We start from the raw sequence: 21219 nt of genomic DNA on the forward strand, positions 1-21219 counted from the left end.
ACGCGGGAGGCCGCCTCCATCGCTGTTCGCCCCTCCGACCAGCCCGGACGCTGCCAGAGTGGGGGCGTGGGCGGCTACCGGCGGCGTGGGCAACTGGGACCGGCTGTCCCGATTGCTCCCGGTGCCCGGGTGGACAAGTTCGAGGTCTTCTTCGACCTGGTCTTCGTCTTCTCGTTCTTCATCATCACCCGAGCCACCGCCGCGAACATCTCCGGTCGGCAACTGCTGCACGCCGGCCTGGTACTCGCCGTGCTCTGGTGGATCTGGGTGGTGCACAGCCTGGTCGCCACCCGGGTCCGGCTCGGCGAGGGTTACGTCCCGGTGCTCATGGTGATCGCGATGGTCGCCCTGTTCGCGTTCGCGTTGGCGCTGCCGCAGGCGTTCAGCGACCCGAAGGGCAGCGCCGCCGGCCCGATGCTGGTCGCCATCAGCTACGTCGTGGTCCGGGCCGTCCACATGATCCTTTACCAGCATGTGGTGCGGGACAGCCCGCAGGAACGCCGGCAACTGCGGCGCTTCGCCCCGGAGCTGGCGGTGAGCATCGTGCTGCTGCTGGCCGCCGCGCTGATCCCGCCGCAGATCGCCGACCCGGACAAGGCCGCCATGGTCCGCGACGGGCTGTGGATCACCGTGGTGGTGGTGCAGTACGCCACCGGCTTCATCGTCGGCACCTGGGGCTGGGGGGTGACCAGCGCCGAGCACTGGACGGAGCGCTACGACCTCATCCTGATCATCGCGCTGGGCGAGTCCATCATCTCCACAGGGGTGGGCGGCAACCTGCTCGGCAAGCCGGTCACCTGGCCGGCGGTGGCCGCCGCCGCGCTCGGCATCGTGATCACCGCCGCCCTCTGGTGGGCGCACTTCGACTTCATCGGGCCGGCCGCCCGGATCGCCCTGCACGCGGCGGAGGGCGCCCCCCGGGTGGCGATGGCCCGCGACGCGTACGCGTACGCGTACCTGCCGATGATCGCCGGGGTGATCCTCTTCTCGATCGGCAACGAGGAGATCCTGCACAAGATCACCGACCCGGACGGCGGGATCGCCAAGAAGATCGAGGGACCGGCGGTACCGATGCTCTTCGGCGGGCTGATCTGCTACTTCGCCGTCAACATGCTCTTCCAGTTACGCACCCTGCACACCGTGACGTGGACCCGCGTCGGCGTCATCGTGGTGCTCACGGCAGCCCTCCCGATCGGCCAGCACCTGCCGGCGCTGGGCGCGCTCACCCTCGCGACCGTCATCTGCGTCGGCCTGGTGGCCGTGGAGGTGATGGTGATGTCGCAATCGCGGCACGCGTTGCGGGCCGCCGTCTTCCAGGAGCGGACCACCCACGAGGCGCACGAGGCGGCCTGGCGTGCGCGCTGGCACGACGTCCGGGAGACCGACGAGCCGACCACGCCGTGAGCGCGTCGGGATAGACTTCGGCGCAGCGTCGCGGTGCACCCGGCACGAAGGCCGCCGTGGGCATGGAGGCGCGGGGACAGCATGGGACTAACGTGCACCCAACCGGTTCACCGGCCGACCGGCTCGCCGCCGTCGGCAATCAGATGATCGAGATCCACCTCTGGCTCAGTGCGGAGCTGGCCCGTCTCAGGGCAAACCTCGACACCCCGTCCCGGGACCTGCGGGCGCACTGTCTGACGTTCTGCGCCACGCTCGGTCGGCACCACACAGGTGAGGACGAGGGCGCGTTCCGGTTACTGGCCGAGCAGGTCCCCGAACTGCGTCCGGTCATCGCGAACCTGATCACCGATCACGAGGTGGTGGCGGGAATCCTGGAGCGGGTCGAGGCATTACTGGCCGGCGACGTCGCACTGCCAGTCGACCAGGTGCGCGGTGAGCTGGACGGGTTGGCCGCCCTGCTGGAGTCGCACTTCCGCTACGAGGAGAAGCGGCTGGTCACCGCCCTGAACGCGCTCAGCGGTCGACCCGGGACAGCCGAGGAACTCCTCGGTCTGACCGCGCCGCCGCACGTCACCGGCTGACGGCTGGGTCGGGCCGGGTGGCGGTGGGTTGCCCGGTCTCGGGCACCGGCCCCGGCAGTCGCTCGTAGAAGCGGATCTTCTCCCGCAGGTGCTCGTACTGGCGGCTCAGCAGGAGCATCTGCTCCTCGACCCGAGCCGCGTGCTGTTCCAGCAGCTCCCGCCGCTCGTCGACGGTGTGCTCACCCTCGCGCGCCAGCTGCGCGTATCGGCGCATCTGCGCGATCGGCATCCCGGTGTCGCGCAGGCAACGGAACAGCTCCAGCCAGCCGAGATCGTCGTCGGTGAAGACCCGCTGCCCACCCGCCGTCCGTTCCACGTCGGCGAGCAGGCCGATCTTCTCGTAGTACCGCAGGGTGTCCAGGCTGAAGCCGCTGCGGCGGGCGGCCTCCGAGGGGGCGTAACCGCTCATGTCGCGAGATGGTAGTGCTTGACCTGGAGCGCGCTCCAGGTTGGAGGCTGGTGACCATGACGAAGACACGAACGCTGGGCCGCAGCGGCATCGAGGTGAGCGCGATCGGGATGGGGTGCTGGGCGATCGGTGGCCCGCTCTGGGGTGACGGTGGGCAGCCGTTCGGCTGGGGCGAGGTGGACGACGACGAGTCGATCCGCACCATCCATCGTGCGCTCGACCTCGGGGTGACCCTGTTCGACACGGCCAGCAACTACGGCGCGGGGCACAGCGAGCGGATCCTCGGACGGGCCCTGGCCGGCCGACGGGACGACGTGGTGATCGCCACGAAGTTCGGCAACGTCAGCGAGGAGGCCACCCGGCGGGCACTCGGCACCGACGCCAGCCCGGCCTTCGCGGTGCGCAGCCTGGAAGACTCGCTGCGCCGGCTCGGCACCGACCACGTCGACCTCTACCAACTGCACATCAACGCGCTGCCGGTGCCCGCCGCGCTCGATCTGGTCGACACCCTTGAGGCCCTCGTCGACCAGGGCAAGATCCGGGCGTACGGCTGGAGCACCGACGACCCCGCCTCGGCGGAGGCGTTCGCGGCCGCTGGCCCGCACTGTGCCGCCATCCAACACGACGAGTCGGTGCTACGGGACAACGCGGCGGTGCTGGCGGTCTGCGACACCCACGACCTGGCCAGCCTCAACCGTGGGCCGCTGGCGATGGGGCTGCTCACCGGGTCGACCCGGGCGGTCGGGGCGGACGACGTGCGCGGGCGGGCGCCGGAGTGGTTGGAGTGGTTCACCGACGGCCGGCCGACGCCACGCTGGGCGACCCGGGTGGAGCAGGTCCGCGCGGCGCTCACCGCCGACGGGCGGACCCTGGCACAGGGCGCGCTGGGCTGGCTGCTGGCGCGCAACCCGCGTACCGTGCCGATCCCCGGCCTGCGGACAGTGGCCCAGGCCGAGGAGAACCTGGCGACCCTGACCCTCGGCCCGCTGAGCGCCGAAGCGTACGCCGAGGTGGAGCGCCTCCTGGCCGACCTCCGCCACGCCTGACCCCGCCCCGCATCCCTCGACGGCGGTCTGGACGAAGATGGGGGTATGCGCATCCTTCTGGCCGGCGCGTCCGGCTTCCTCGGCACCCGGCTGGCCGACCGGCTCACGGCGGACGGGCACCAGATCACCCGGCTGGTCCGTCGGCCGCCGCGCGATCCGCAGGAGCGGCGGTGGGACCCGGCCGCCGGGCAGCTCGACCCGGCCGTGGTCGCCGAGGCGGACGCGGTGGTCAACCTGGCCGGCGCGGGCGTCGGCGACAAGCGCTGGAACGACGACTACCGGCGGTTGATCCGGACCAGCCGGGTGGACAGCACCACGACACTGGCGACCACCATCGCCGGGCTCTCCGCCGCCGACCGTCCCCGAGCGCTGCTCAACTCATCGGCCGTGGGGTGGTACGGCAACACCGGCGACCGGGCGGTCGAGGAGGACGCGCCGGCCGGCGAGGGCTTCCTGGCCGACGTCTGCCGGGTGTGGGAGGCCGCGACCCGGCCGGCCGAGGACGCCGGGGTACGCGTCGTGCGGCTGCGCACCGGCCTGCCACTGGACCGCGACGGCGGGCTGCTGAAGCCGCAGCTGTTGCCGTTCAAGCTGGGCATCGCCGGCCGGCTGGGCAGCGGCCGACAGTGGCTGCCGTGGATCTCGATGGCGGACTGGCTGGACGCGACCCTCTTCCTCCTGCACCACGACGAGGTCGCCGGCCCGGTCAACGTGGTGGGGCCGAACCCGGTCACCAACGCCGAGTTCACCCGCGAGCTGGCCCGACAGCTGCACCGCCCGGCGATCATCCCGATCCCCGCGCTGGCGCTCAAGGTGGCCCTCGGCGGCTTCGCCCACGAGGCCCTCACCAGCACCCGAGTCCTACCCGGCGTCCTGGCGAGAGCCGCCTACCGCTACCAGCACCCCACCCTCCCCCAAGCCCTCGAAACAGCCCTGACCCCAACCCCCTGACCCCCACCCCCACCCCCGCCGCCGTTCGTGTTGATCAAGAGGTTTGCGTCAGATTCGGGCTTCCGGATGACGCAAACCTCTTGATCAACAAGCCAGGGGCGTGGGTCAGCAGCCGATCACCCAGTAGTTGGCGGCGGTCTGCTTGAGGGCGCTGGTGTAGAAGGTGTTGTAGAGGCCCATCCGCTGGTTGGAGCCGTTCGCGTAGGCGTAGCCACCGGACTGGTACGCCCGGCCGGCCGCCACGTGCGCGTAGTTGCTGGCCGTCACGCAGGTCGCCGGCACGGTCGGGGTGGGCGTCGGGGTCGGGGTGGCCGTGGGGGTCGGCGTGACCGTCGGGGTGGGGGTCGGGGTGGTGCCGCCGCCGTTCAGGCCGAAGAAGAGCGCGTCCCGGTAGGTCGAGCAGATGGTGTCCAGGAAGTACGCGCCGGCGGTGCCGCACTGGTCCGCGCCGGAGCCCGGGTCGACCGGGGTGCCGTGGCCCATTCCGGAGACCCGGTAGAGGCGTACGTCGTCGTTGCCGTACACCTCCATGCTGGTGTTGCCGGGCAGCGACGAGGTGCTGGTCGGGGTCTGCGAGACGCCCCGCACGTTGGTCCACTGGTCGCGGGACTCGGTGCCGTTGAGCGGTGCGACCGTGTAGTCCGAGGTGCCGTGCCAGATGGCCACCCGGGGGCGGGGGCCGGTGTAGCCGGAGTACGCGCCCCGCACCAGGTCGCCCCAGGCGGCCGGGGTCTTGTCCGCGCCCGGGCTCATGCAGCTGAACGCGTTGACCATGCTGGTGGCACAGCGGTACGGAATCCCCGCGATGATCGATCCGGCGGCGAAGACGTCCGGGTAGGTGGCGAGCATGACCGCGCTCATCGCCCCGCCGGCGGAGAGACCGCTGACGTAGACCCGGGAGCCGTTCACGCCGAAGTTCGCCTTGGCGTGGTCGACCATCTGCTTGATCGACAGCGCCTCACCCTGGCCTCGGGCGGTGTCACCGGACTCGAAGAAGTTGAAGCAGGAGTTGGCGTTGTTGCCGGCGGGCTGCTGGGCGACGATCAGGGTGAACTTCCACTGGTCGGCGTACTTCTGCCAGCCGGAGTTGGCGAAGTAGCCGGAGGCGTTCTGGGTGCACCCGTGCAGGAGGACGACGGCCGGGGAGTTCGCCGGAAGGTTGTCCGGTCGGTAGGCGTACATGGCGAGGTTGCCCGGGTTGGAGCCGAACCCGCTGACCTGGGTGAGGGTGGCGGCCTGGGCGGGTGCGGCGATGGCGAACGCGCCGGCCAGGGCGAGGGCGAGCCCAGCGACCGCGCCGATCAGCCGGGTGAGGGTGGACGAGGAGCGGCGCACGGCGGCCTCCTGGAGGGGCGGACTGTGAACTGGGTCACGGTCGAATTGCCGAGACGTTACGACGATGTGTCGCCGCTATGACATGGGGCACACTCACACATTTACAGCAACCGCTGTGTACGCCGAACCAGCGACCACCCGAACGGAAGGGGAGCCCACCACAACCGCCGGTCTGACCGGCCTGTCCAGGTCCGGTTGGTAACGTCCGCTGCGTGCCGTCCTCCCCGTCGCTGGCCACCGGGCCCGCCCCAGCGTCACCGCCGCCCGTCGTCCGGGACCGCCGGGCCGACCTGATCGTCGTGCTGGTGGCGCTCGCGCTCGCCGTCTGGGTGACAAGTGGGCTGTGGCGGGATCCGAACACCCGCACCATCACCGTCAACTCCAGCGACCAGGCGCTCTTCGAGTGGCTGCTGGCCTTCGGCGGGCACGCGGTCACCCATGGCGACAACCCGCTCTTCACCTACCTGATCAACGTTCCGGACGGCGTGAACCTCGCGGTCAACACCTCGATCACGGTGTACGCGGTGGTCTTCGCCCCCCTCACGTACCTGATCGGGCCGCCGGCGACGTTCCTGGTGATCCTCACCCTGAACCTGCTCGCCACCGCGCTGGCCTGGTACTGGTTCCTCTCCCGGCACCTGGTCCACAGCCGGCTGGCCGCCGGGGTCGGCGCCCTGTTCATCGCCTACTCCCCCGGCATGGTGTCGCACGCCAACGCCCACCTGAACTGGACCGCCGGCTGGCTGGTGCCGCTGCTGATCTGGCGGCTGTTCGCGCTGCGCCGAGCGGGGCACTGGCTCCGCGACGGGGTGATCCTCGGCGTGCTGGTCGCGGTGTCCTTCTCGATCGCCGCCGAAGGGCTCTTCTTCACCGCGCTGGCGCTCGGGGTGTTCGTCGCCGTCTGGGCGCTGCACCCGGCCAACCGGGCCGAGGCACGCGCCGCGCTGCCCACCTTCCTGCGCGGGCTCGGGGTGACCGCCGTGGTCGCCGGCGTGCTGCTGTCGTACCCGCTGTGGCTGCACTTCGCCGGGCCGCAACGGTTCCACGGCACCGGCTTCGACCCGGTGATCCACTCCGAGGACATCGCGGCGTTCGCCGCCTTCCCGCGCCGCTCGCTGGCCGGCGAGGCGGGGCTCGGCACCTCGCTCGCACCGAATCCGACGGAGGAGAACTCCTTCTTCGGCATCCCGCTGCTGATCCTCACCGTGGTCTGCTTCGTCGCGCTCTGGCGGCGGGCCGACGCGAACCGCCGGGCCACCCTCTGGGCACTGGGCGCCCTGGCGCTGATCTTCTCGGTGCTCTCCTTCGGCCCGGTCGCCAAGGTCGACGGGCACCGCACCGATCTGCCCATGCCGTTCGACCTGCTCGGTCAACTTCCGGTGGTGAACGCCGCGCTGCCCGCCCGGTTGGCGCTGATCGTCGCGCCGGTGATCGGGCTGTTGCTGGCGTACGCCGTCGACCAGTTGCGCGCCGCACCACCCCGGCACCGTTCCACGGAACTGGCCTGGCTGCTCGGGTTCGCGGTGGCCCTGGTGCCGTTGCTGCCCACCCCGCTGCTGACCGACGAGCGGGAACCGATCCCACGGTTCATCACCTCCGGCACGTGGCGGGAGTACGTCTCACCGAACGGGGTGCTCACCCCGGTGCCGCTGACCGTGGACATCTACCCGGACGGCCAGCGCTGGCAGGCGTACGCGTTGTCGCACCGGCAGGGCGAGTTCGCCATTCCGGGGGGCTTCTTCCTCGGCCCCGGCGGGCCGGACGGGCGTGGCCGGATCGGCCCGATCCCGCGCACCCTGAGCGCCCTCATGGACCAGGCCGGTCGCACCGGCTTGGTGCCGATCGTCACCGACGGGACCATCCAGGCGGTCCGGTCGGACCTGCGGCACTGGCGGATCGAGACGGTGGTGCTCCCCGACGAGGTGCACGGCGCGAAGTTCGAGGTCGACGAGGAGGCGCTGCGGCGTACCGGCACCGCCCTGTTCGGCGAACCGCAACGGGTCGACGACGTGTGGCTCTGGCGCATCCCGCCTTCCGACCGGTAGGCCATGGCACGTCGACAGCCACAGCACGTCGACAGCACAGCGCGACCGACCGGGGCGCCGTGATGGGCCTTCGTGGCTTCTAATGGGGCGATGAGAACGACGGGGAGGCGACTGCGGCGCGGGGCTGCGGTCGGTGTCGCGCTCGCGCTCGCGGCACTCAACGCGCCAGCCGCCACGGCCGAGACCGCCACAAGCACGGCCGGCACGAGCACGGCCGCCGACGGCACCGTGCCGATCCGGGTGCACCAACCGTGGCTGTGGCAGGCCACCGTCGAGCAGCGCCCGACCGGGCCGGCCGCCCTGGTCTTCTTCACCAGCCGCACCCGCTTTCTGGAGTCGACCGGCGTGCTGATCGGCCAGGACGGCGGTTACCGGCTGATCCCGCTGCACGTCGCCGAGGACCACGGGCTGCTCTCCCCGGACGGGCGGCACTATCTGCGGCCGTCCGGGGAGTTGCTGGACCTCACCAGTGGGCAGCAGCACCGCCCGATCCACACCGGGATGCGACCGCTGGCCTGGTCGCCGGACGGGCAGCGGGTCCTGAGCACCCGCAGCAACGACGACGAGGTGATCAGCTTCGGGCCGGACAACCAACAGCTCAACAACCCGGAGAAGCCCGACGACCTACTCGTCCTCGACCCGTACCGGGGCACCGAGCAAGCGGTCGCGGTCGGCACCTTCGCCGCGCACGCCGCTGCGGCCTGGTCACCCGGCGGCGACCTGGCGGCGGTGGCCGGTTGGGCCGACGAGGCCGCGTTGATCGCCGAACGACAACGGTTGGTGGTCGTCGACCCGACCAACGGCAGCCGTCGCTGGCAGGTCGAGTTGGGCGATCGGCGGATGTTGGCCGGCCCTGCGGCCTGGCAGCCGGACGGCCGGAGGATCGCACTGCTCGCCTTCGACGGCTGCGCCGGCCTCGGCTGCACGGCCGACCAGACGGCGGCACGCACCCTGCGGATCGAGTTCCTGGACGCCGCCACCGGCCAAGCCGTGGGCCAACCACTGCCGGTCTCCGCGTCGACCACGGAGATCGTCGGCTGGCGCGGGGGCGACCCGGTGGTGAAGCAGTCGATCGGGGCGGACCGCGACGAAGACCGCCGGGCCGTCCTCGCCGCGTTGTCGCCCGGCGGCGGCCGGGAGGTTCTGGTGACTGGACCGCCCGGGTCGACCGACCTGGCGGTGCCGGGCGAGCTGCTGGCTCGGGCCGCGTTCGGTGGGCCGGAGCGCCGGCCGTCACCGTTCGCCGCCCCGCTCTGGGTCTACCTGACGCTGGCCGTGCCGACGCTGCTCGCCGTCGCCGTCGTCGTACGCCGCCTGCGACGCCGCCGCGTGGCGACCGGCACGACCCCGGCATGACGTCGAGCGGCCGGGCCGGGCGCAATCACCCAGCGGGCCCGCAGCCCAGCGGCGGCAGCGGTGAGGCGGCTCACCAGGGAAGATCGCCCACGGCGGGACTAGGCTGGACGCCGTGACAACGACGACCCCCGGCCTGACGGCCGTCCGTGCCGGCCTGCTCGACTACCAGGCCGCCTGGGACGAGCAGCGGCGCCTGCACGAGTCGGTGGTGGCTGGCGAGCGCGGCGACACCGTGCTGCTGCTGGAGCACCCGAGCGTCTACACGGCGGGCAAGCGCACCGAACCGTGGGACCGGCCGGTGGACGGCACCCCGGTCGTCGACGTGGACCGGGGCGGCAAGATCACCTGGCACGGGCCGGGGCAGCTCGTCGGCTACCCGATCCTGCGCCTGCCGGACCCGGTGGACGTGGTCGCCTACGTGCGCCGGACGGAAGAGCTGCTCATCGACGTGTGCGCCGAGTTCGGCCTGACCGCCGGCCGGGTCGAGGGACGCAGCGGAGTCTGGGTGCCCGAGGACGACCGGGGGCCGGCCCGCAAGGTGGCCGCCATCGGCATCCGGGTGGCCCGGGGCGTCACCCTGCACGGCTTCTCGATCAACTGCGACTGCGACCTGACGTACTTCGACCGGATCGTGCCGTGCGGCATCCGGGACGCGGGCGTCACGTCGCTCACCGCCGAGCTGGGCCGGCCGATCACCGTCGCCGACGTGCTGCCGGTGGTCGAGCGCCGACTGTCCACCCTGATCGAGGTCTGAGCGGACAGCCGGCGCACCGGCCCTACGGGGTCAGGCGGTGCAGGTCACGCGGGAACGCGGTGACCTCCCGGATGTTGGCCGCGCCGACCAGGCGGGCCACGAACCGTTCCAGGCCGATGGCGAAGCCACCGTGCGGTGGCATGCCGTGCCGGAACGCGTCCAGATATCCGGCGTACGGCTCGGTCGGCTCACCCCGGGCCGCCAACGCCGCCAGGTAGTCGGCGTGCCGGTGCAGCCGCTGCCCGCCGGTGACCAGCTCCAGACCACGAAAGAGCAGGTCGAACCCGTTCGAGTACGCGGGCCGCGCCGGGTCGGGGTGGGTGTAGAACGGTCGCTTCGCCATCGGGTAGCCGGTGACGAAGAGGAAGTCGGAGTCGTGTTCGCGGCGGGCCCACTCGCCCAGCGCCCGTTCGTGGGCGGGCGCGAGGTCCGGCTCGTCGGCGGGCGCGTTGGCGATCGTCAGCGCCTCGGTGAAGTGCACCGCCGGGATCTCCGCCGGCACGACCGGCACCTCGACGCCGAGCGTCGCCAGCGCGCCACCGGCCCGCTCGCCCACCGTGCCCAGCATCCCGGCCAGGGTGTCGCGCAGCACCCGCATCACGTCGTGGTGGTCGGCGACGAAGCCCAGCTCCGCGTCGAGCGACGTGTACTGCGCGAGGTGCCGGACGGTGTCGTGCGGCTCGGCCCGGAAGACCGGCCCCACCTCGTAGACCCGTTCGAAGACGCCGACCATCAACTGCTTGTAGAACTGCGGTGACTGGGCCAGGTACGCGGGCCCGCCGAACCAGTCCAGTGCGAAGACGTTCGCCCCGCTCTCGGTGGAGGAGCTGACCACCTTCGGGGTGTGGATCTCCACGAACTCCTGGGCGTCGAGGGCGGCCCGGAACCCGGCCACCGCCGCCGCCGAGATCCGCAGCGCGGACGACCGGGTGGGGTGTCGCAGCGCGGTGGGCGCGTTGTCCAACTGGGTGGGCAGGCTCGCAGTGAGCGCAGGCCGGTACAGGTCGAACGGTGGCGGCACGGCGGGCGGCCCGAGTGGACGTACCGTCGGGTCGGTCAGCTCGACCCCGGCGGGCGCTGTGTCGTTCGCGGTGACCGTCGCGGTGACCTCGACGACCGTCTCCTCGGTGAGTTTCTCCAGGTCGGCACGGACGGCCGGGTCGGTGACGACCACCTGGGCCAGGCCCGCGGCGTCCCGCACGATCAGGAAGGCCACCGACTTGAGCAGTCGGCGGCGGTGCACCCAGCCGGTGATACGCACGGTCTCGCCGATTTTGGCCGGTAGGTGGTGGGACAGGGTTCTCTGCACGGCGTGCTGCTCCTCGGTCGATCGCCACGCCGTCGCCGCCCTGGGGAAGCGAAGCGTCGCATCAGCCCCAGGGAGGTGTGGGCGAGCGGGATCCTCGCGGTGCCACCACACCTTCACCCCCGCCGGAGCGGGGGCCTCGTTCGTCGCCTGATGACCGGGGCCAGCCGGGCGGGCTCTACTAGGCGTCACGGCCGTTCTGCCCGCAGCTCGGGAGGGTCTTCACGCACCGGCGCCAGACCGCCTCTCAGCACCGGCGGCTCTCTGCACTGGCGGGTCGGGGCGCTACTCGGCTCCGTCGTCGCTGTTGGCGCTGACCGTAACACCCGAAACCCGCTCGTGTGACGCCCATTTTCGACATCGCGGTGTCCGGCGTCACAACGTTCGGGGCGTGACGCCGGTCGCCTGGCGCACATAGACGCCCGCCGTCCGGCGTAGGCTCATTTTCGTGACGATCGAGCACTCCGCGCCGACGACCGGCCAGGCAGCGCGTACCGCAACGGCGGCCCCCGAGGGGCGGCGTCTGCTGCGGATCGAGGCGCGCAACGCCGAGACGCCGATCGAGCGGAAACCGCCATGGATCAAGGTCAAGGCCAAGATGGGCCCGGAGTACACCCAGCTACGCGGGCTCGTCTCGCGTGAAGGGCTGCACACCGTCTGCCAGGAGGCCGGCTGCCCCAACATCTACGAGTGTTGGGAAGACCGGGAGGCCACCTTCCTCATCGGTGGCGACCAGTGCACCCGGCGCTGCGACTTCTGCCAGATCGACACCGGCAAGCCGGCCGAGTTCGACGCCGACGAGCCGCGTCGCGTCGCCGAGTCGGTGGTCTCGATGGGGCTGCGGTACGCCACCATCACCGGCGTCGCCCGGGACGACCTGCCCGACGGCGGCGCGTGGCTGTACGCCGAGACCGTCCGGCAGATCCACGCCCTGCAGCCCGGCTGCGGCGTCGAGCTGCTGATCCCGGACTTCAACGCCGTCCCCGAGCAGCTGGCCGAGGTCTTCGGTTCCCGCCCGGAGGTGCTGGCCCACAACGTGGAGACCGTGCCGCGCATCTTCAAGCGCATCCGGCCGGCGTTCCGCTACGACCGCTCGCTGGACGTGATCCGGCAGGCCCGCGCCGACGGCCTGGTCACCAAGAGCAACCTCATCCTGGGCATGGGCGAGGAGCGGGCCGAGGTCTCGCAGGCGCTGCGCGACCTGCACGAGGCCGGCTGTGAGCTGATCACCATCACGCAGTACCTGCGCCCCTCGCCCCGGCACCACCCGGTGACCCGCTGGGTCAAGCCGGAGGAGTTCGTGGAGCTGCGCGAGGAGGCCGAGGAGATCGGCTTCGCCGGGGTGATGAGCGGGCCGCTGGTGCGTTCGTCGTACCGGGCAGGTCGGCTCTACAAGCAGGCGCTCGACGCCCGCGCCGCCACCCCGGTCGCCACCGCGGGCTGACCCCGCCGGCAGCGCCGCACGGACCGTGCGGCGCCCGGGTGTCATGATCGTGTGATGACCGCCGGGGTACGCGAGCAGCCGCGCGACGCGGGTCGTCCGCGGCCCACTCCCCTCGGACTGGCCGGGTGGCTCACCGCGTTGGCGGTGCTCGCCGGGGTCGGCTACCGGATCTGGCTGCTGGGCCACGCCACCCCGTCGACGAACAGCGACGAGGCCACGATGGGGTTGGCCGCGCTGCACATCGCCCGGGGCGAGGGCTTCCCCGTCTGGTTCTACGGCCAGCAGTACATGGGCACGCTGGAGGCGTACCTGGCCGCGCCGGTGTTCGCCCTGGCCGGTGGGCCGTCGCTGTTCGGTCTGCGGCTGCCCACGCTGGCGTTGTACGCGCTGTTCCTGCTGCTGGCCTGGCGGCTGACGCTGCGGCTGACCGGGGACCGGTGGTTCGGGCTGCTGGTGGTGGCGTTGCTGGCGCTCGGCTCCGACCGGATCGTCAAGAACCAGCTCATCGCCGGTGGTGGCTACCCCGAGATGAACGCGGCCGGGGTCGCGCTGGCGGTGCTCGCCGTGGATCTGGCGGCCGGCCGGTCGAGGTGGCGGCTCGCGCGCTGGGCGGCATGGGGCTTCCTGGCCGGCCTGATGCTCTGGGTCGACCCGCTCGTGCTGCCGTACGTGGTGGCGACCGGCGCGGTGCTCGTCGGGTTCTGCCGGCGGGAGCTGTGGGGTGCGGCCGGGGCGCTGCTCGGGGCGGCGGCCGTGCTGGGGGCGACCCCGCTGCTGCTGCACAGCCTGCTGAACGGACGGAACCCGCTACACGCGGTGCTCGCCGCCAGCGGCGCCAACGCCACCGCCGGCTGGGCGGACCGGCTGCACGGCGGCCTGCTGCTCGGCCCGCCGCTGGGAATGGGCTTCTGCGACCCCGGGCGATGTGCCACCTGGCAACTCTGGTGGGCGCTAGCCCTGCCGCCGCTGCTGGCCGTCGGCGGCGTCACCGCCTGGCGGGCACTACGCCGACCGCCCACCGATGCCGCCTCGCCAGCCGATGCCGCCTCGCCGGCGGACCTTGCTTCGCCAGCCGGCCCCGCCTCGCTGGGCGATCCCGCTGATCCTGGTGACCCGGTGCCCGTTGCACCCCGGGTGGCGGCGGCGGTCCGGCTGGCGCTCGTGCTGGCCGCCGTGGTCACCCTCGGGGCGTACACCGTGAGCAGTTCCGCCGGCCTCACCCCGGTGGAGAGTTCCCGCTACCTGTCCTGCCTGCTCATCTCCCTGCCGGCGCTGCTCTGGCCGGTGTGGACGGTGGCCCGGCGCGGGCTTCGTCCGGTGGCGACCGGCCGGGGCGGCGTCCCCACGGCCCGTCCCGTCGCGGTGATGTTGCTCGCCGCCACGCTGGGCACCGTCGCCCAGGCCACCTGGCGGTCAGCGCAGACCGCACCGGCGACCAGGGCCGCCGAGGCCCGGCACGCCGAGTTGGTCGGCACCCTGCGTCAGCTCGGCGTACGACACGTGCGCGCCGGCTACTGGACCTGCAACCGGCTCACCTTCGCCAGCGCGGAGCAGGTGGTCTGCGCGGTCGTCGACGACAACCTTCGCCCCGGCTTCGACCGCTACCCCGCGTACCGACGGGAGGTGGACAGCGCGGCAGCACCAGCCTGGGTCGCGCCGGCCGGCTCGCCACTGGCGGACGCTCTGGACGAGCGGCAGCGGGCGGGCGACCTGGACCTCGTCACGATCGACGGCTGGCGGATCTACCTGCCCCGCTGACCCCCTGAACGGCCCTCGACGTACGTCAGCTCGGCAGCCCCGGTGTGCGTCAGCGCGGCGGAGTGGCCTCGGTGAGCAGGCCGAGGCGGTGGGCCAGCGCGGCAGCCTCCACCCGGTTGGTCACGCCCAGCTTCGCGATGATCCGGGAGACGTGCACGCTTGCCGTCTTCGGGGAGATGAACAACTGCTCGCCGATCCGGCTGTTGCTGTGCCCCTCGGCGACCAGTCGCAGCACCTCCTGCTCGCGGGCGGTCAGCAGATCAGCGCCGGCCCCGCCCTGCCCCGGGCTGCCCAGGCCGACCCGCCGCGCCAGAGTGGCGCTCGCCTCGACCAGCGGCACCGTCCCCAGTCGCCGAGCGATCTCGGCGGCCTCGGTGACCGCCGCCGCCGTCTCGTCGCGTTCCCCGGCGGCGGCAGCCGCCTCGGCCAGCGCCAACAACGCGCGACCCAGCGGATAGGGCTGCCCGTCGGCCCGCCACGCGTCGACCGCCGTACGCCAGGCCGGCAACGCCTGGTCGCCGACCGCGAGCAGCGCGGCCACCTGGGCGGCGTGCGCACGGGCCGCCGGGTGCCGGGCGGGCAGGTCGCTGGCGAGCCCTGCCACGGCCACCGCCAGGTCGCGATCACCGACCCGGGCTGCGGTACGTGCGACGGCGCTGAGCACCGGCCAACCCTCCCGGGGCAGCTCAGGAAGCCTCTCGTCGGCGACCGCGACACGGGCGGCGCGTACCGCCTCGACCTTGTCGTCGGTGGCCAACGCGGCCTCGATCGCCAGCTCGTGCAGGGGCAGGCGGTGGTTCGGCCACAGGTACGGTCGATTGAGGAAGGTGAGCGCCCGGTCGACCAGCTCGTCGGCGCCGGGATGGGCGCGGGCCAGCCGCAGCCCGGCGCCCAACTGGAGCCAGTGCAGTCCGGTGACACCGGACAGGTCGATCCGGGCGGCCTCCGCGCAGACCGCCTCGGCCTCGTCCCACCGACCCAGCGCGATCAGCGCCTCGGCCAGATTGGAGAGCAGGTACGCCCCGGTGGAGCGGCTGATCCCCACCCGCCGCGCTTCGGTCACGCCGGCCTCGGCGGCCTGCGCGGACTCGGCGTAGTGGCCCAACTCGCAGAGCATGTCCGACTCGAACACCATGGCGAGCACCAGGGTCGGCGCGTCCCCCGCCGCACGGGCAGCGGCAGCCGCCTGGCCCAGCTCGGCCAGCCCGCCGGTCAGGTCCCGCTCGCCGTGACAGAGCAGCGCGATCCGCGTCGACAGCAGGGCCACATGTTCTCCGAGCGCCTCGGCGTCGGTGGCGGCCTCGGCTGCCACCCGGGCCGCCTTCTGCGGGTCGATCTTGACCAGGTGGGTGGCGATGTCGGCGAGCAGCCGGACCCGCTCCGCGCCGGGCGGCCCACCGGCCGCCAGCCGGTACGCCTCATCCAGCTCGCGGCTGCCGTCGCTCTTGCCCAGCAGGGCCATCAGTCGACCCCGCTGGTCCAGCAGGCGGGCGGCGCGCAGCGGCGCGACGTCGGCGTCCACCTCGGCCAGCCCGGCCCGGGTCAGGGTGATGGCCCGACTGAAGTCGCCGGCGGTGACCGCGGCGTCCAGGGTCTGCTCCAGCAACGCGAGGTGGTCCATGCCGAGCAGATCGGCGGCGTCCGGCACCAGCTCCCACAACTCCAGCGCGCGCTCCAGCAGTCGGCGCTGCTCGGCGTACGCGTACCGGTCGGCGGCGGCGCACGCGGCGGCTCGTGCGGCGACGAGGGCGCGCGGGTGGTCGTGCGCGGCGTGCCAGTGGTGGGCGATCTCGGCCGGGGCCCGGCCGGCGGCGACCAGATGCGGCTGGGCCTCGATGGCGGCGGCGAAGCGGGCGTGCAGCCGGGCGTGCTCACCGGGCAACAACTCGTCGTGTACGGCCTCGCGGACCAGCGCGTGCCGGAACTCGTAGTCACCGTCCCGGTCGGCCACCACCAACTGGGCGGCGACGGCGGCGCGTAACGCGTCCTCCAGCTCGGTTTCGGGCAGCCCGGCGACCTCGGCGAGCAGGTCGTGGGCGAAACGGGTGCCCCCGGCTGCGGCGATCCGCAACACCCGCTGGGCCGGCTCGGGGAGCCGGTCCACCCGGGCCAGCAGCAGGTCGCGCAGCGTCTCGGGGAGCGCCGCGCAGCCGATCGGGTCACCGGCGACGGCCAGCTCCTCGATGAAGAAGGGATTGCCCTGGGTCCGGTCGTGGACATCGTCGACGGCACGGGCGAGCGGCTCGGCGCCGAGCAGGTCGGCGAGGATCGCGGCGGTGCCGTCGCGGTCCAGGCGAGCCAGCTCGACCCGCTCCACACCCCGGGCCCGGTCCAGCTCGGCGAGGAACGGGCGCAGCGGGTGCCCGCGCTGCAACTCGTCCGTGCGGTAGGTGCAGACCAGCAGGAGCCGGCCCGGCCTCGCCGCCCGGACGAGGAAACCGATGAGGTCGCGGGTGGAGCGGTCGGCCCAGTGCAGGTCCTCGATGACCAGGACCAGCGGGCGCGCGTCGGCCAGCCGTTGGAACAACTCGGCGACCAGGTCGAACAGGTAGCCGCGAGGGGCGTCACCGAGCGGGACGGCGCGCGGGCCGGCCAGCGCTGCGGACGCCCGGCCCAGCTCCGGCAGCAGCGGCGCGAACTCCGCCTCGTAGCCGGCGAACACCTCGGGGCCGTCGGCGCGGAGCACCGCGCGCAGCGCGGCGGCGAACGGAGCGAACGGCAGGCCCGCCTCGCCCAGCTCCAGGCACTGGCCGACGAGCACCCGCGCCGCGCCGTCGGTGGCCCAGCCCGCGAACTCCTCCAGCAGCCGGGTCTTACCCACGCCCGCCTCGCCACCGACCAGCACGGTGGTCGGCTCCCCGGCCCGCGCCCGGCCCAGCGCGTCGCGCAGCGCCGCGGTCTCGCGGTGGCGCCCGACGAGGACGGAGCTGGCGGCGCGTACGGTCACGGGTTCGAGCATGCCATGACGGCCCCCGCCGCCCGGTCCCCCGCCGCCCGGCCGAAGCTCGGGCGGCGGGGTCGGTTCGAGTCGACCGGCGGGTACGGCGATCGGGCTCGACCAACGGCCGGGCTCGACCCCGGCGGCCGACCCGGCAGGCGGGCTCGACCGCGGGCCGGGCTCGACCCCGGCGGGCGGGCTCGACCGGTGACCCGGCTCGACCTCGGCGGCCGACCCGGCAGGCGGGCTGGACCGAGGGCCGGGCTCGACCGCGGCAGCCGGTGCGGCGGGGGCGGTCATCGGCGGGCGTCGCCGGTGCGGCCCGCCTGCCTGCGCCGACCCAACCAACCTCTACTGACCGGACGCGACAGCGACCTGGCGAGCCGGTCCGCCGCCGCGTCGGCACGCAACTCGGCGGCGTGGGAGCGGTGCAGGGTGAGCAGGAAGTCTGCGTCGTTGCCGAACATGTGGGACTCCTTCGTCGTGTCGTCGTCTTCTGCTGACGACTCTTCGCGCGAAGGCCCCACCAAGGCATGGGCACGACGCCTCATCTTCCCGGCCGGCACCCTCCTTACCCGTCCGGTCCGGGCACCTGAGGCGACGTAAGGTACTCAGTCGCCCCGGCACCCGGACGCGGATCAACGGGGCAGGCGGCGACCACTAGACTCTGCGACATGGCAAAGCCCCAGGAGAAGGTCTCGTTCGGCCAGCGGCTGAAGCAGATCGGGATGGTGTTCCAGTTCACCGCCAAGCAGGACCGGTGGTTCGCGCCGCTGGTCGCCGCGGCGGTGCTGCTCCCGCTCGCCCTCACCGTGGTCGCGGTCATCCTCTGGGGCTGGATCTGGCTGCCGCTGGGCATCCTGTTCATCCTGCTCGCGGTGCTGATCGTGCTCAACCTGCGGTCCAACAAGGCGATGATGAACGCCGCCGAGGGGCAGCCCGGCGCGGCAGCGCAGATCATGGAGAACATGCGCGGCGACTGGCGGGTGACCCCGGCGGTCAGCTCGACCACCCAGATGGACATGATCCACCTGGTGATCGGCCGCCCGGGCGTGATCCTACTGGCCGAAGGCAACCCGCAGCGGGTGCGCGGCCTGCTCGGGCAGGAGAAGCGGCGGCTGTCCAAGGTGATCGGCTCCGCTCCCCTGCACGACTACGTGATCGGGCAGGAGGAGGGCGAACTGCCGATCCGCAAGCTCCGGACCACGCTGCTGCGCCTGCCCCGAGCCCTCTCCGGCAAGGACGTCAACTCGCTGGACAAGCGGCTCAAGGCGCTCACCGCGCGACCGCAGATGCCCAAGGGCGCGATCCCGAAGAACATGCGGCCGCCGGGCGCCTTCCGCCAGTCGCGGGGTCGCTGACCCCTTCGGCGTACGCCGAGAAGAGCCGGACCCGTCGGGGCCCGGCTCTTTCGCGTCGTGGCCTCGAACGCGAACCGTCCCGGCGGCTTCGCGGCCCGGCGCCTTCGCGTCCTCGCGTCCTCGCGTCCCGCGTCCCGCGTCCCGCGCCCCGCGCCCCGCGCCCCGCGCCCCGCGTCAAGATCCGCGCAACATCCCCGATGTTGCGCGGATCTTGACGAGCGCGGACAGCGCGGACAGCGCGGACAGCGCCAAGATCGTGCTCAAACCTGGATGTAGTGGCCTCAGCGACGCGGGGATGCCACTACAACAATGATCGAGCACGATCTTGGAATCGCCGGGGCGGGCTCTGCCGCCTCCGGGGGCGCGGAGGGTCGGCTCAGCCGCGCGGTGCGTCGACGATGACCGAGTCGGCGAGCCGGTCGTGCAGGCCCCGGCGGTGCTGGTCCATGATCAGCGCGGGGACGACGAGGGCCAGCAGCAGGCCCCGGATCAGCCCTCGGAGCACTCCGATGCGGCCGCCGTCGTGCCAGTTCACGCAGCGGATCTTGGTGATGTACATGCCCGGCGTCTGGGCGAACAGGCCGAGGAAGATGCCGTACACCAGGACCAGCACCAGCACCGGAGCCCAACCGTCGCGTACCGGGTCGGCGAAGAAGTTGGACACCAGCAGGCAGAGCACCCAGTCGATGATCAGCGCACCGAACCGCCGACCGAGGGTCGGGGCGGTGAAGGTGGGGTCGGTGGCCGGCGCTGCCGGGGGGTGCGGATTGGTCACAGCGGTCAAGGGTATCCGCGCCGGGATGAGGGATCGCCAGGTGCCGCCACCACTGCGTGCCGATTCAGGCCAAACGCATCAGATGTCATTAGACTGGCACAGTCGGTACGGCGTTCCTGGCGGGCCGCAGGCGTGGACAGGGGCGTCGCTGACGGTGCACGCGGGACGTAACACGGCAGAAACAACGGAGACACGGCCGGGCAACCCCCCGGCCCTAGCGTCGCCAGAAGCCTAGCCACCCAGTGGACGTGCCAGGAGGATGTGTGTTCGCCAATCCCGAGGAACTGCTGCGATACCTCAAGAACGAGGACGTGAAGTTCGTCGACGTTCGTTTCTGTGACCTGCCCGGCGTGATGCAGCACTTCAACCTGCCGGTCGAGTCCGTCAACGACGACCTCTTCACCGACGGCCTCGCGTTCGACGGTTCGTCGATCCGCGGTTTCCAGGCGATCCACGAGTCGGACATGCTCCTGCTCCCGGACGTCGCCACCGCGTTCATCGACCCGTTCCGGGCGCAGAAGACGCTCGCGCTCAACTTCTTCATCCACGACCCGTTCACCCGCGAGGCGTACACCCGCGACCCGCGTAACGTGGCGAAGAAGGCCGAGGCGTACCTGGCGGCGAGCGGCATCGCCGACACCGCGTACTTCGGCGCCGAGGCGGAGTTCTACATCTTCGACTCGATCCGCCACGAGACCTCGGCACACCAGTCGTTCTACTACATCGACTCGATCGAGGGCGCGTGGAACACCGGCCGCGAGGAGGCCGGTGGCAACCGCGGTTACAAGACCGCGTACAAGGGCGGTTACTTCCCGGTGCCGCCGGTCGACCACTACGCCGACCTGCGCGACTCGATCGTGCGCCGGCTGGTCGACACCGGCTTCACCGTGGAGCGCTCGCACCACGAGGTCGGCACCGCCGGCCAGTCCGAGATCAACTACAAGTTCTCGACGCTGCTGCACGCCGGTGACCAGCTTCAGCTCTTCAAGTACATCGTGAAGAACGAGGCGTGGGCCAACGGCAAGACCGCGACGTTCATGCCCAAGCCGCTGTTCGGTGACAACGGTTCCGGCATGCACACCCACCAGAGCCTCTGGCTCAACGGTGAGCCGCTGTTCTACGACGAGACCGGTTACGCCGGCCTGTCCGACATGGCCCGCTGGTACATCGGCGGTCTGCTGCACCACGCGCCGTCGCTGCTGGCCTTCACCAACCCGACGGTCAACTCGTACCGCCGCCTGGTGCCGGGCTTCGAGGCACCGGTCAACCTGGTCTACTCGCAGCGCAACCGGTCCGCCTGCACCCGCATCCCGGTGACCGGCAGCAACCCGAAGGCCAAGCGCGTCGAGTTCCGCGTCCCGGACCCGTCGGCCAACGTCTACCTGGCGTTCTCGGCCATGATGATGGCCGGCCTGGACGGCATCAAGAGCAAGATCGAGCCGCCGACGCCGATCGACAAGGACCTCTACGACCTCCCGCCAGAGGAGTGGGGCGACGTCAAGCAGGTGCCGGGCTCGCTGCCGGCCGTGCTCGACTCCCTCGAGGCCGACCACGACTACCTGCTCGACGGCGGCGTCTTCACCCCCGACCTGATCTCCACCTGGGTCGACTGGAAGCGCGCCAACGAGGTCGACCCGGTGCGCCTGCGCCCGACCCCGCACGAGTTCGCGATGTACTACGACTGCTGAGCCTGATCAAGGCTCTGACCTGCACCAACAGGATCGATGCTGATCTTGGGTACAGGTTGGGTACAACC

At 72.1% G+C, this 21219-nt stretch carries 17 protein-coding genes; 11 read left to right on the top strand and 6 right to left on the bottom strand.

What is annotated here, in order from left to right; all coding sequences use genetic code 11:
- Positions 1-66 precede the first annotated feature (66 nt).
- Both ABGB10_RS03560 and ABGB10_RS03565 read left to right on the top strand, forming a co-directional pair.
- Positions 67-1404: a low temperature requirement protein A gene (locus tag ABGB10_RS03560; protein ID WP_347659375.1), complete on the top strand. Its 1338-nt coding sequence runs from the start codon at positions 67-69 to the stop codon at positions 1402-1404.
- A gap of 92 nt (positions 1405-1496) precedes the next feature.
- Positions 1497-1985, top strand: a complete 489-nt coding sequence (locus ABGB10_RS03565; RefSeq protein WP_347659376.1) for a hemerythrin domain-containing protein — start codon at positions 1497-1499, stop codon at positions 1983-1985.
- On the opposite strand, the gene ABGB10_RS03570 is transcribed toward ABGB10_RS03565, so the two are convergent.
- Positions 1975-2394: a MerR family transcriptional regulator gene (locus tag ABGB10_RS03570; protein ID WP_347659377.1), complete on the bottom strand. Its 420-nt coding sequence runs from the start codon at positions 2392-2394 to the stop codon at positions 1975-1977. The two genes, ABGB10_RS03565 and ABGB10_RS03570, sit on opposite strands and share 11 nt — an antisense overlap.
- Before the next feature lie 56 nt (positions 2395-2450).
- On the opposite strand from ABGB10_RS03570, the gene ABGB10_RS03575 reads away from it, so the two are divergent.
- Both ABGB10_RS03575 and ABGB10_RS03580 read left to right on the top strand, forming a co-directional pair.
- On the top strand, positions 2451-3440 hold the full coding sequence (locus ABGB10_RS03575) for an aldo/keto reductase (RefSeq protein WP_347659378.1): 990 nt from the start codon (positions 2451-2453) through the stop codon (positions 3438-3440).
- 45 nt (positions 3441-3485) lie between these two features.
- A complete protein-coding gene (locus ABGB10_RS03580; RefSeq protein WP_347659379.1) occupies positions 3486-4391 on the top strand; it encodes a TIGR01777 family oxidoreductase in 906 nt (301 codons plus the stop codon).
- Positions 4392-4496: 105 nt separating this feature from the next.
- Here the strand turns inward: ABGB10_RS03580 and ABGB10_RS03585 are convergent, their stop codons facing one another.
- Positions 4497-5726 (bottom strand): PHB depolymerase family esterase, encoded by a 1230-nt coding sequence (locus ABGB10_RS03585; RefSeq protein WP_347659381.1) that lies wholly within the window; start codon positions 5724-5726, stop codon positions 4497-4499.
- Between the two features lie 212 nt (positions 5727-5938).
- On the opposite strand from ABGB10_RS03585, the gene ABGB10_RS03590 reads away from it, so the two are divergent.
- The 3 genes from ABGB10_RS03590 (at position 5939) to lipB (ending at position 9881) form a co-directional block, all read left to right on the top strand.
- Positions 5939-7771 (top strand): DUF2079 domain-containing protein, encoded by a 1833-nt coding sequence (locus ABGB10_RS03590; RefSeq protein WP_347659382.1) that lies wholly within the window; start codon positions 5939-5941, stop codon positions 7769-7771.
- A 90-nt stretch (positions 7772-7861) separates the two neighbouring features.
- Positions 7862-9127 (top strand): hypothetical protein, encoded by a 1266-nt coding sequence (locus tag ABGB10_RS03595; protein WP_347659383.1) that lies wholly within the window; start codon positions 7862-7864, stop codon positions 9125-9127.
- A gap of 112 nt (positions 9128-9239) precedes the next feature.
- Positions 9240-9881: a lipoyl(octanoyl) transferase LipB gene (lipB, locus tag ABGB10_RS03600; protein WP_347659384.1), complete on the top strand. Its 642-nt coding sequence runs from the start codon at positions 9240-9242 to the stop codon at positions 9879-9881.
- A 22-nt stretch (positions 9882-9903) separates the two neighbouring features.
- Here the strand turns inward: lipB and aspS are convergent, their stop codons facing one another.
- Positions 9904-11190 (bottom strand): aspartate--tRNA(Asn) ligase, encoded by a 1287-nt coding sequence (gene aspS / locus ABGB10_RS03605; protein WP_347659386.1) that lies wholly within the window; start codon positions 11188-11190, stop codon positions 9904-9906.
- 445 nt (positions 11191-11635) lie between these two features.
- On the opposite strand from aspS, the gene lipA reads away from it, so the two are divergent.
- Positions 11636-12631, top strand: coding sequence for a lipoyl synthase (lipA, locus tag ABGB10_RS03610; RefSeq protein WP_347659387.1), 996 nt, complete (start codon positions 11636-11638; stop codon positions 12629-12631).
- 54 nt (positions 12632-12685) lie between these two features.
- Positions 12686-14389, top strand: coding sequence for a hypothetical protein (locus ABGB10_RS03615; protein WP_347659388.1), 1704 nt, complete (start codon positions 12686-12688; stop codon positions 14387-14389).
- 49 nt (positions 14390-14438) lie between these two features.
- On the opposite strand, the gene ABGB10_RS03620 is transcribed toward ABGB10_RS03615, so the two are convergent.
- Both ABGB10_RS03620 and ABGB10_RS03625 read right to left on the bottom strand, forming a co-directional pair.
- Positions 14439-17336, bottom strand: a complete 2898-nt coding sequence (locus tag ABGB10_RS03620) for an AAA family ATPase (RefSeq protein WP_347659389.1) — start codon at positions 17334-17336, stop codon at positions 14439-14441.
- A 287-nt stretch (positions 17337-17623) separates the two neighbouring features.
- Positions 17624-17794 carry a hypothetical protein gene (locus tag ABGB10_RS03625; RefSeq protein WP_269682985.1) on the bottom strand — a complete coding sequence of 57 codons (171 nt, stop codon included), beginning with the start codon at positions 17792-17794 and terminating at the stop codon, positions 17624-17626.
- 207 nt (positions 17795-18001) lie between these two features.
- Between ABGB10_RS03625 and ABGB10_RS03630 the strand changes: the two genes are divergently transcribed.
- Positions 18002-18688 (top strand): DUF4191 domain-containing protein, encoded by a 687-nt coding sequence (locus tag ABGB10_RS03630; protein WP_347659390.1) that lies wholly within the window; start codon positions 18002-18004, stop codon positions 18686-18688.
- Positions 18689-19064: 376 nt separating this feature from the next.
- Here ABGB10_RS03630 and ABGB10_RS03635 read toward each other — a convergent pair whose 3' ends face one another.
- A complete protein-coding gene (locus ABGB10_RS03635) occupies positions 19065-19463 on the bottom strand; it encodes an RDD family protein (protein WP_347659391.1) in 399 nt (132 codons plus the stop codon).
- Positions 19464-19726: 263 nt separating this feature from the next.
- On the opposite strand from ABGB10_RS03635, the gene glnA reads away from it, so the two are divergent.
- The gene (glnA, locus tag ABGB10_RS03640; protein WP_347659392.1) at positions 19727-21151 is read left to right on the top strand and encodes a type I glutamate--ammonia ligase; all 1425 of its coding nucleotides are present in this window, start codon (positions 19727-19729) and stop codon (positions 21149-21151) included.
- Positions 21152-21219: the final 68 nt, after the last annotated feature.

It is taken from the genome of Micromonospora sp. B9E7 (genome assembly GCF_039871815.1).
Taxonomy (GTDB): Bacteria; Actinomycetota; Actinomycetes; order Mycobacteriales; family Micromonosporaceae; genus Micromonospora.

Excerpts from the sequence above, each read along its gene's own strand:
- ABGB10_RS03570 (WP_347659377.1), bottom strand. The coding sequence starts at position 2,394 with ATGAGCGGTTACGCCCCCTCGGAGGCCGCCCGCCGCAGCGGCTTCAGC.
- ABGB10_RS03575 (WP_347659378.1), top strand. The coding sequence starts at position 2,451 with ATGACGAAGACACGAACGCTGGGCCGCAGCGGCATCGAGGTGAGCGCG.
- ABGB10_RS03580 (WP_347659379.1), top strand. The coding sequence starts at position 3,486 with ATGCGCATCCTTCTGGCCGGCGCGTCCGGCTTCCTCGGCACCCGGCTG.
- ABGB10_RS03595 (WP_347659383.1), top strand. The coding sequence starts at position 7,862 with ATGAGAACGACGGGGAGGCGACTGCGGCGCGGGGCTGCGGTCGGTGTC.
- ABGB10_RS03615 (WP_347659388.1), top strand. The coding sequence starts at position 12,686 with ATGACCGCCGGGGTACGCGAGCAGCCGCGCGACGCGGGTCGTCCGCGG.
- ABGB10_RS03625 (WP_269682985.1), bottom strand. The coding sequence starts at position 17,794 with ATGTTCGGCAACGACGCAGACTTCCTGCTCACCCTGCACCGCTCCCAC.
- ABGB10_RS03630 (WP_347659390.1), top strand. The coding sequence starts at position 18,002 with ATGGCAAAGCCCCAGGAGAAGGTCTCGTTCGGCCAGCGGCTGAAGCAG.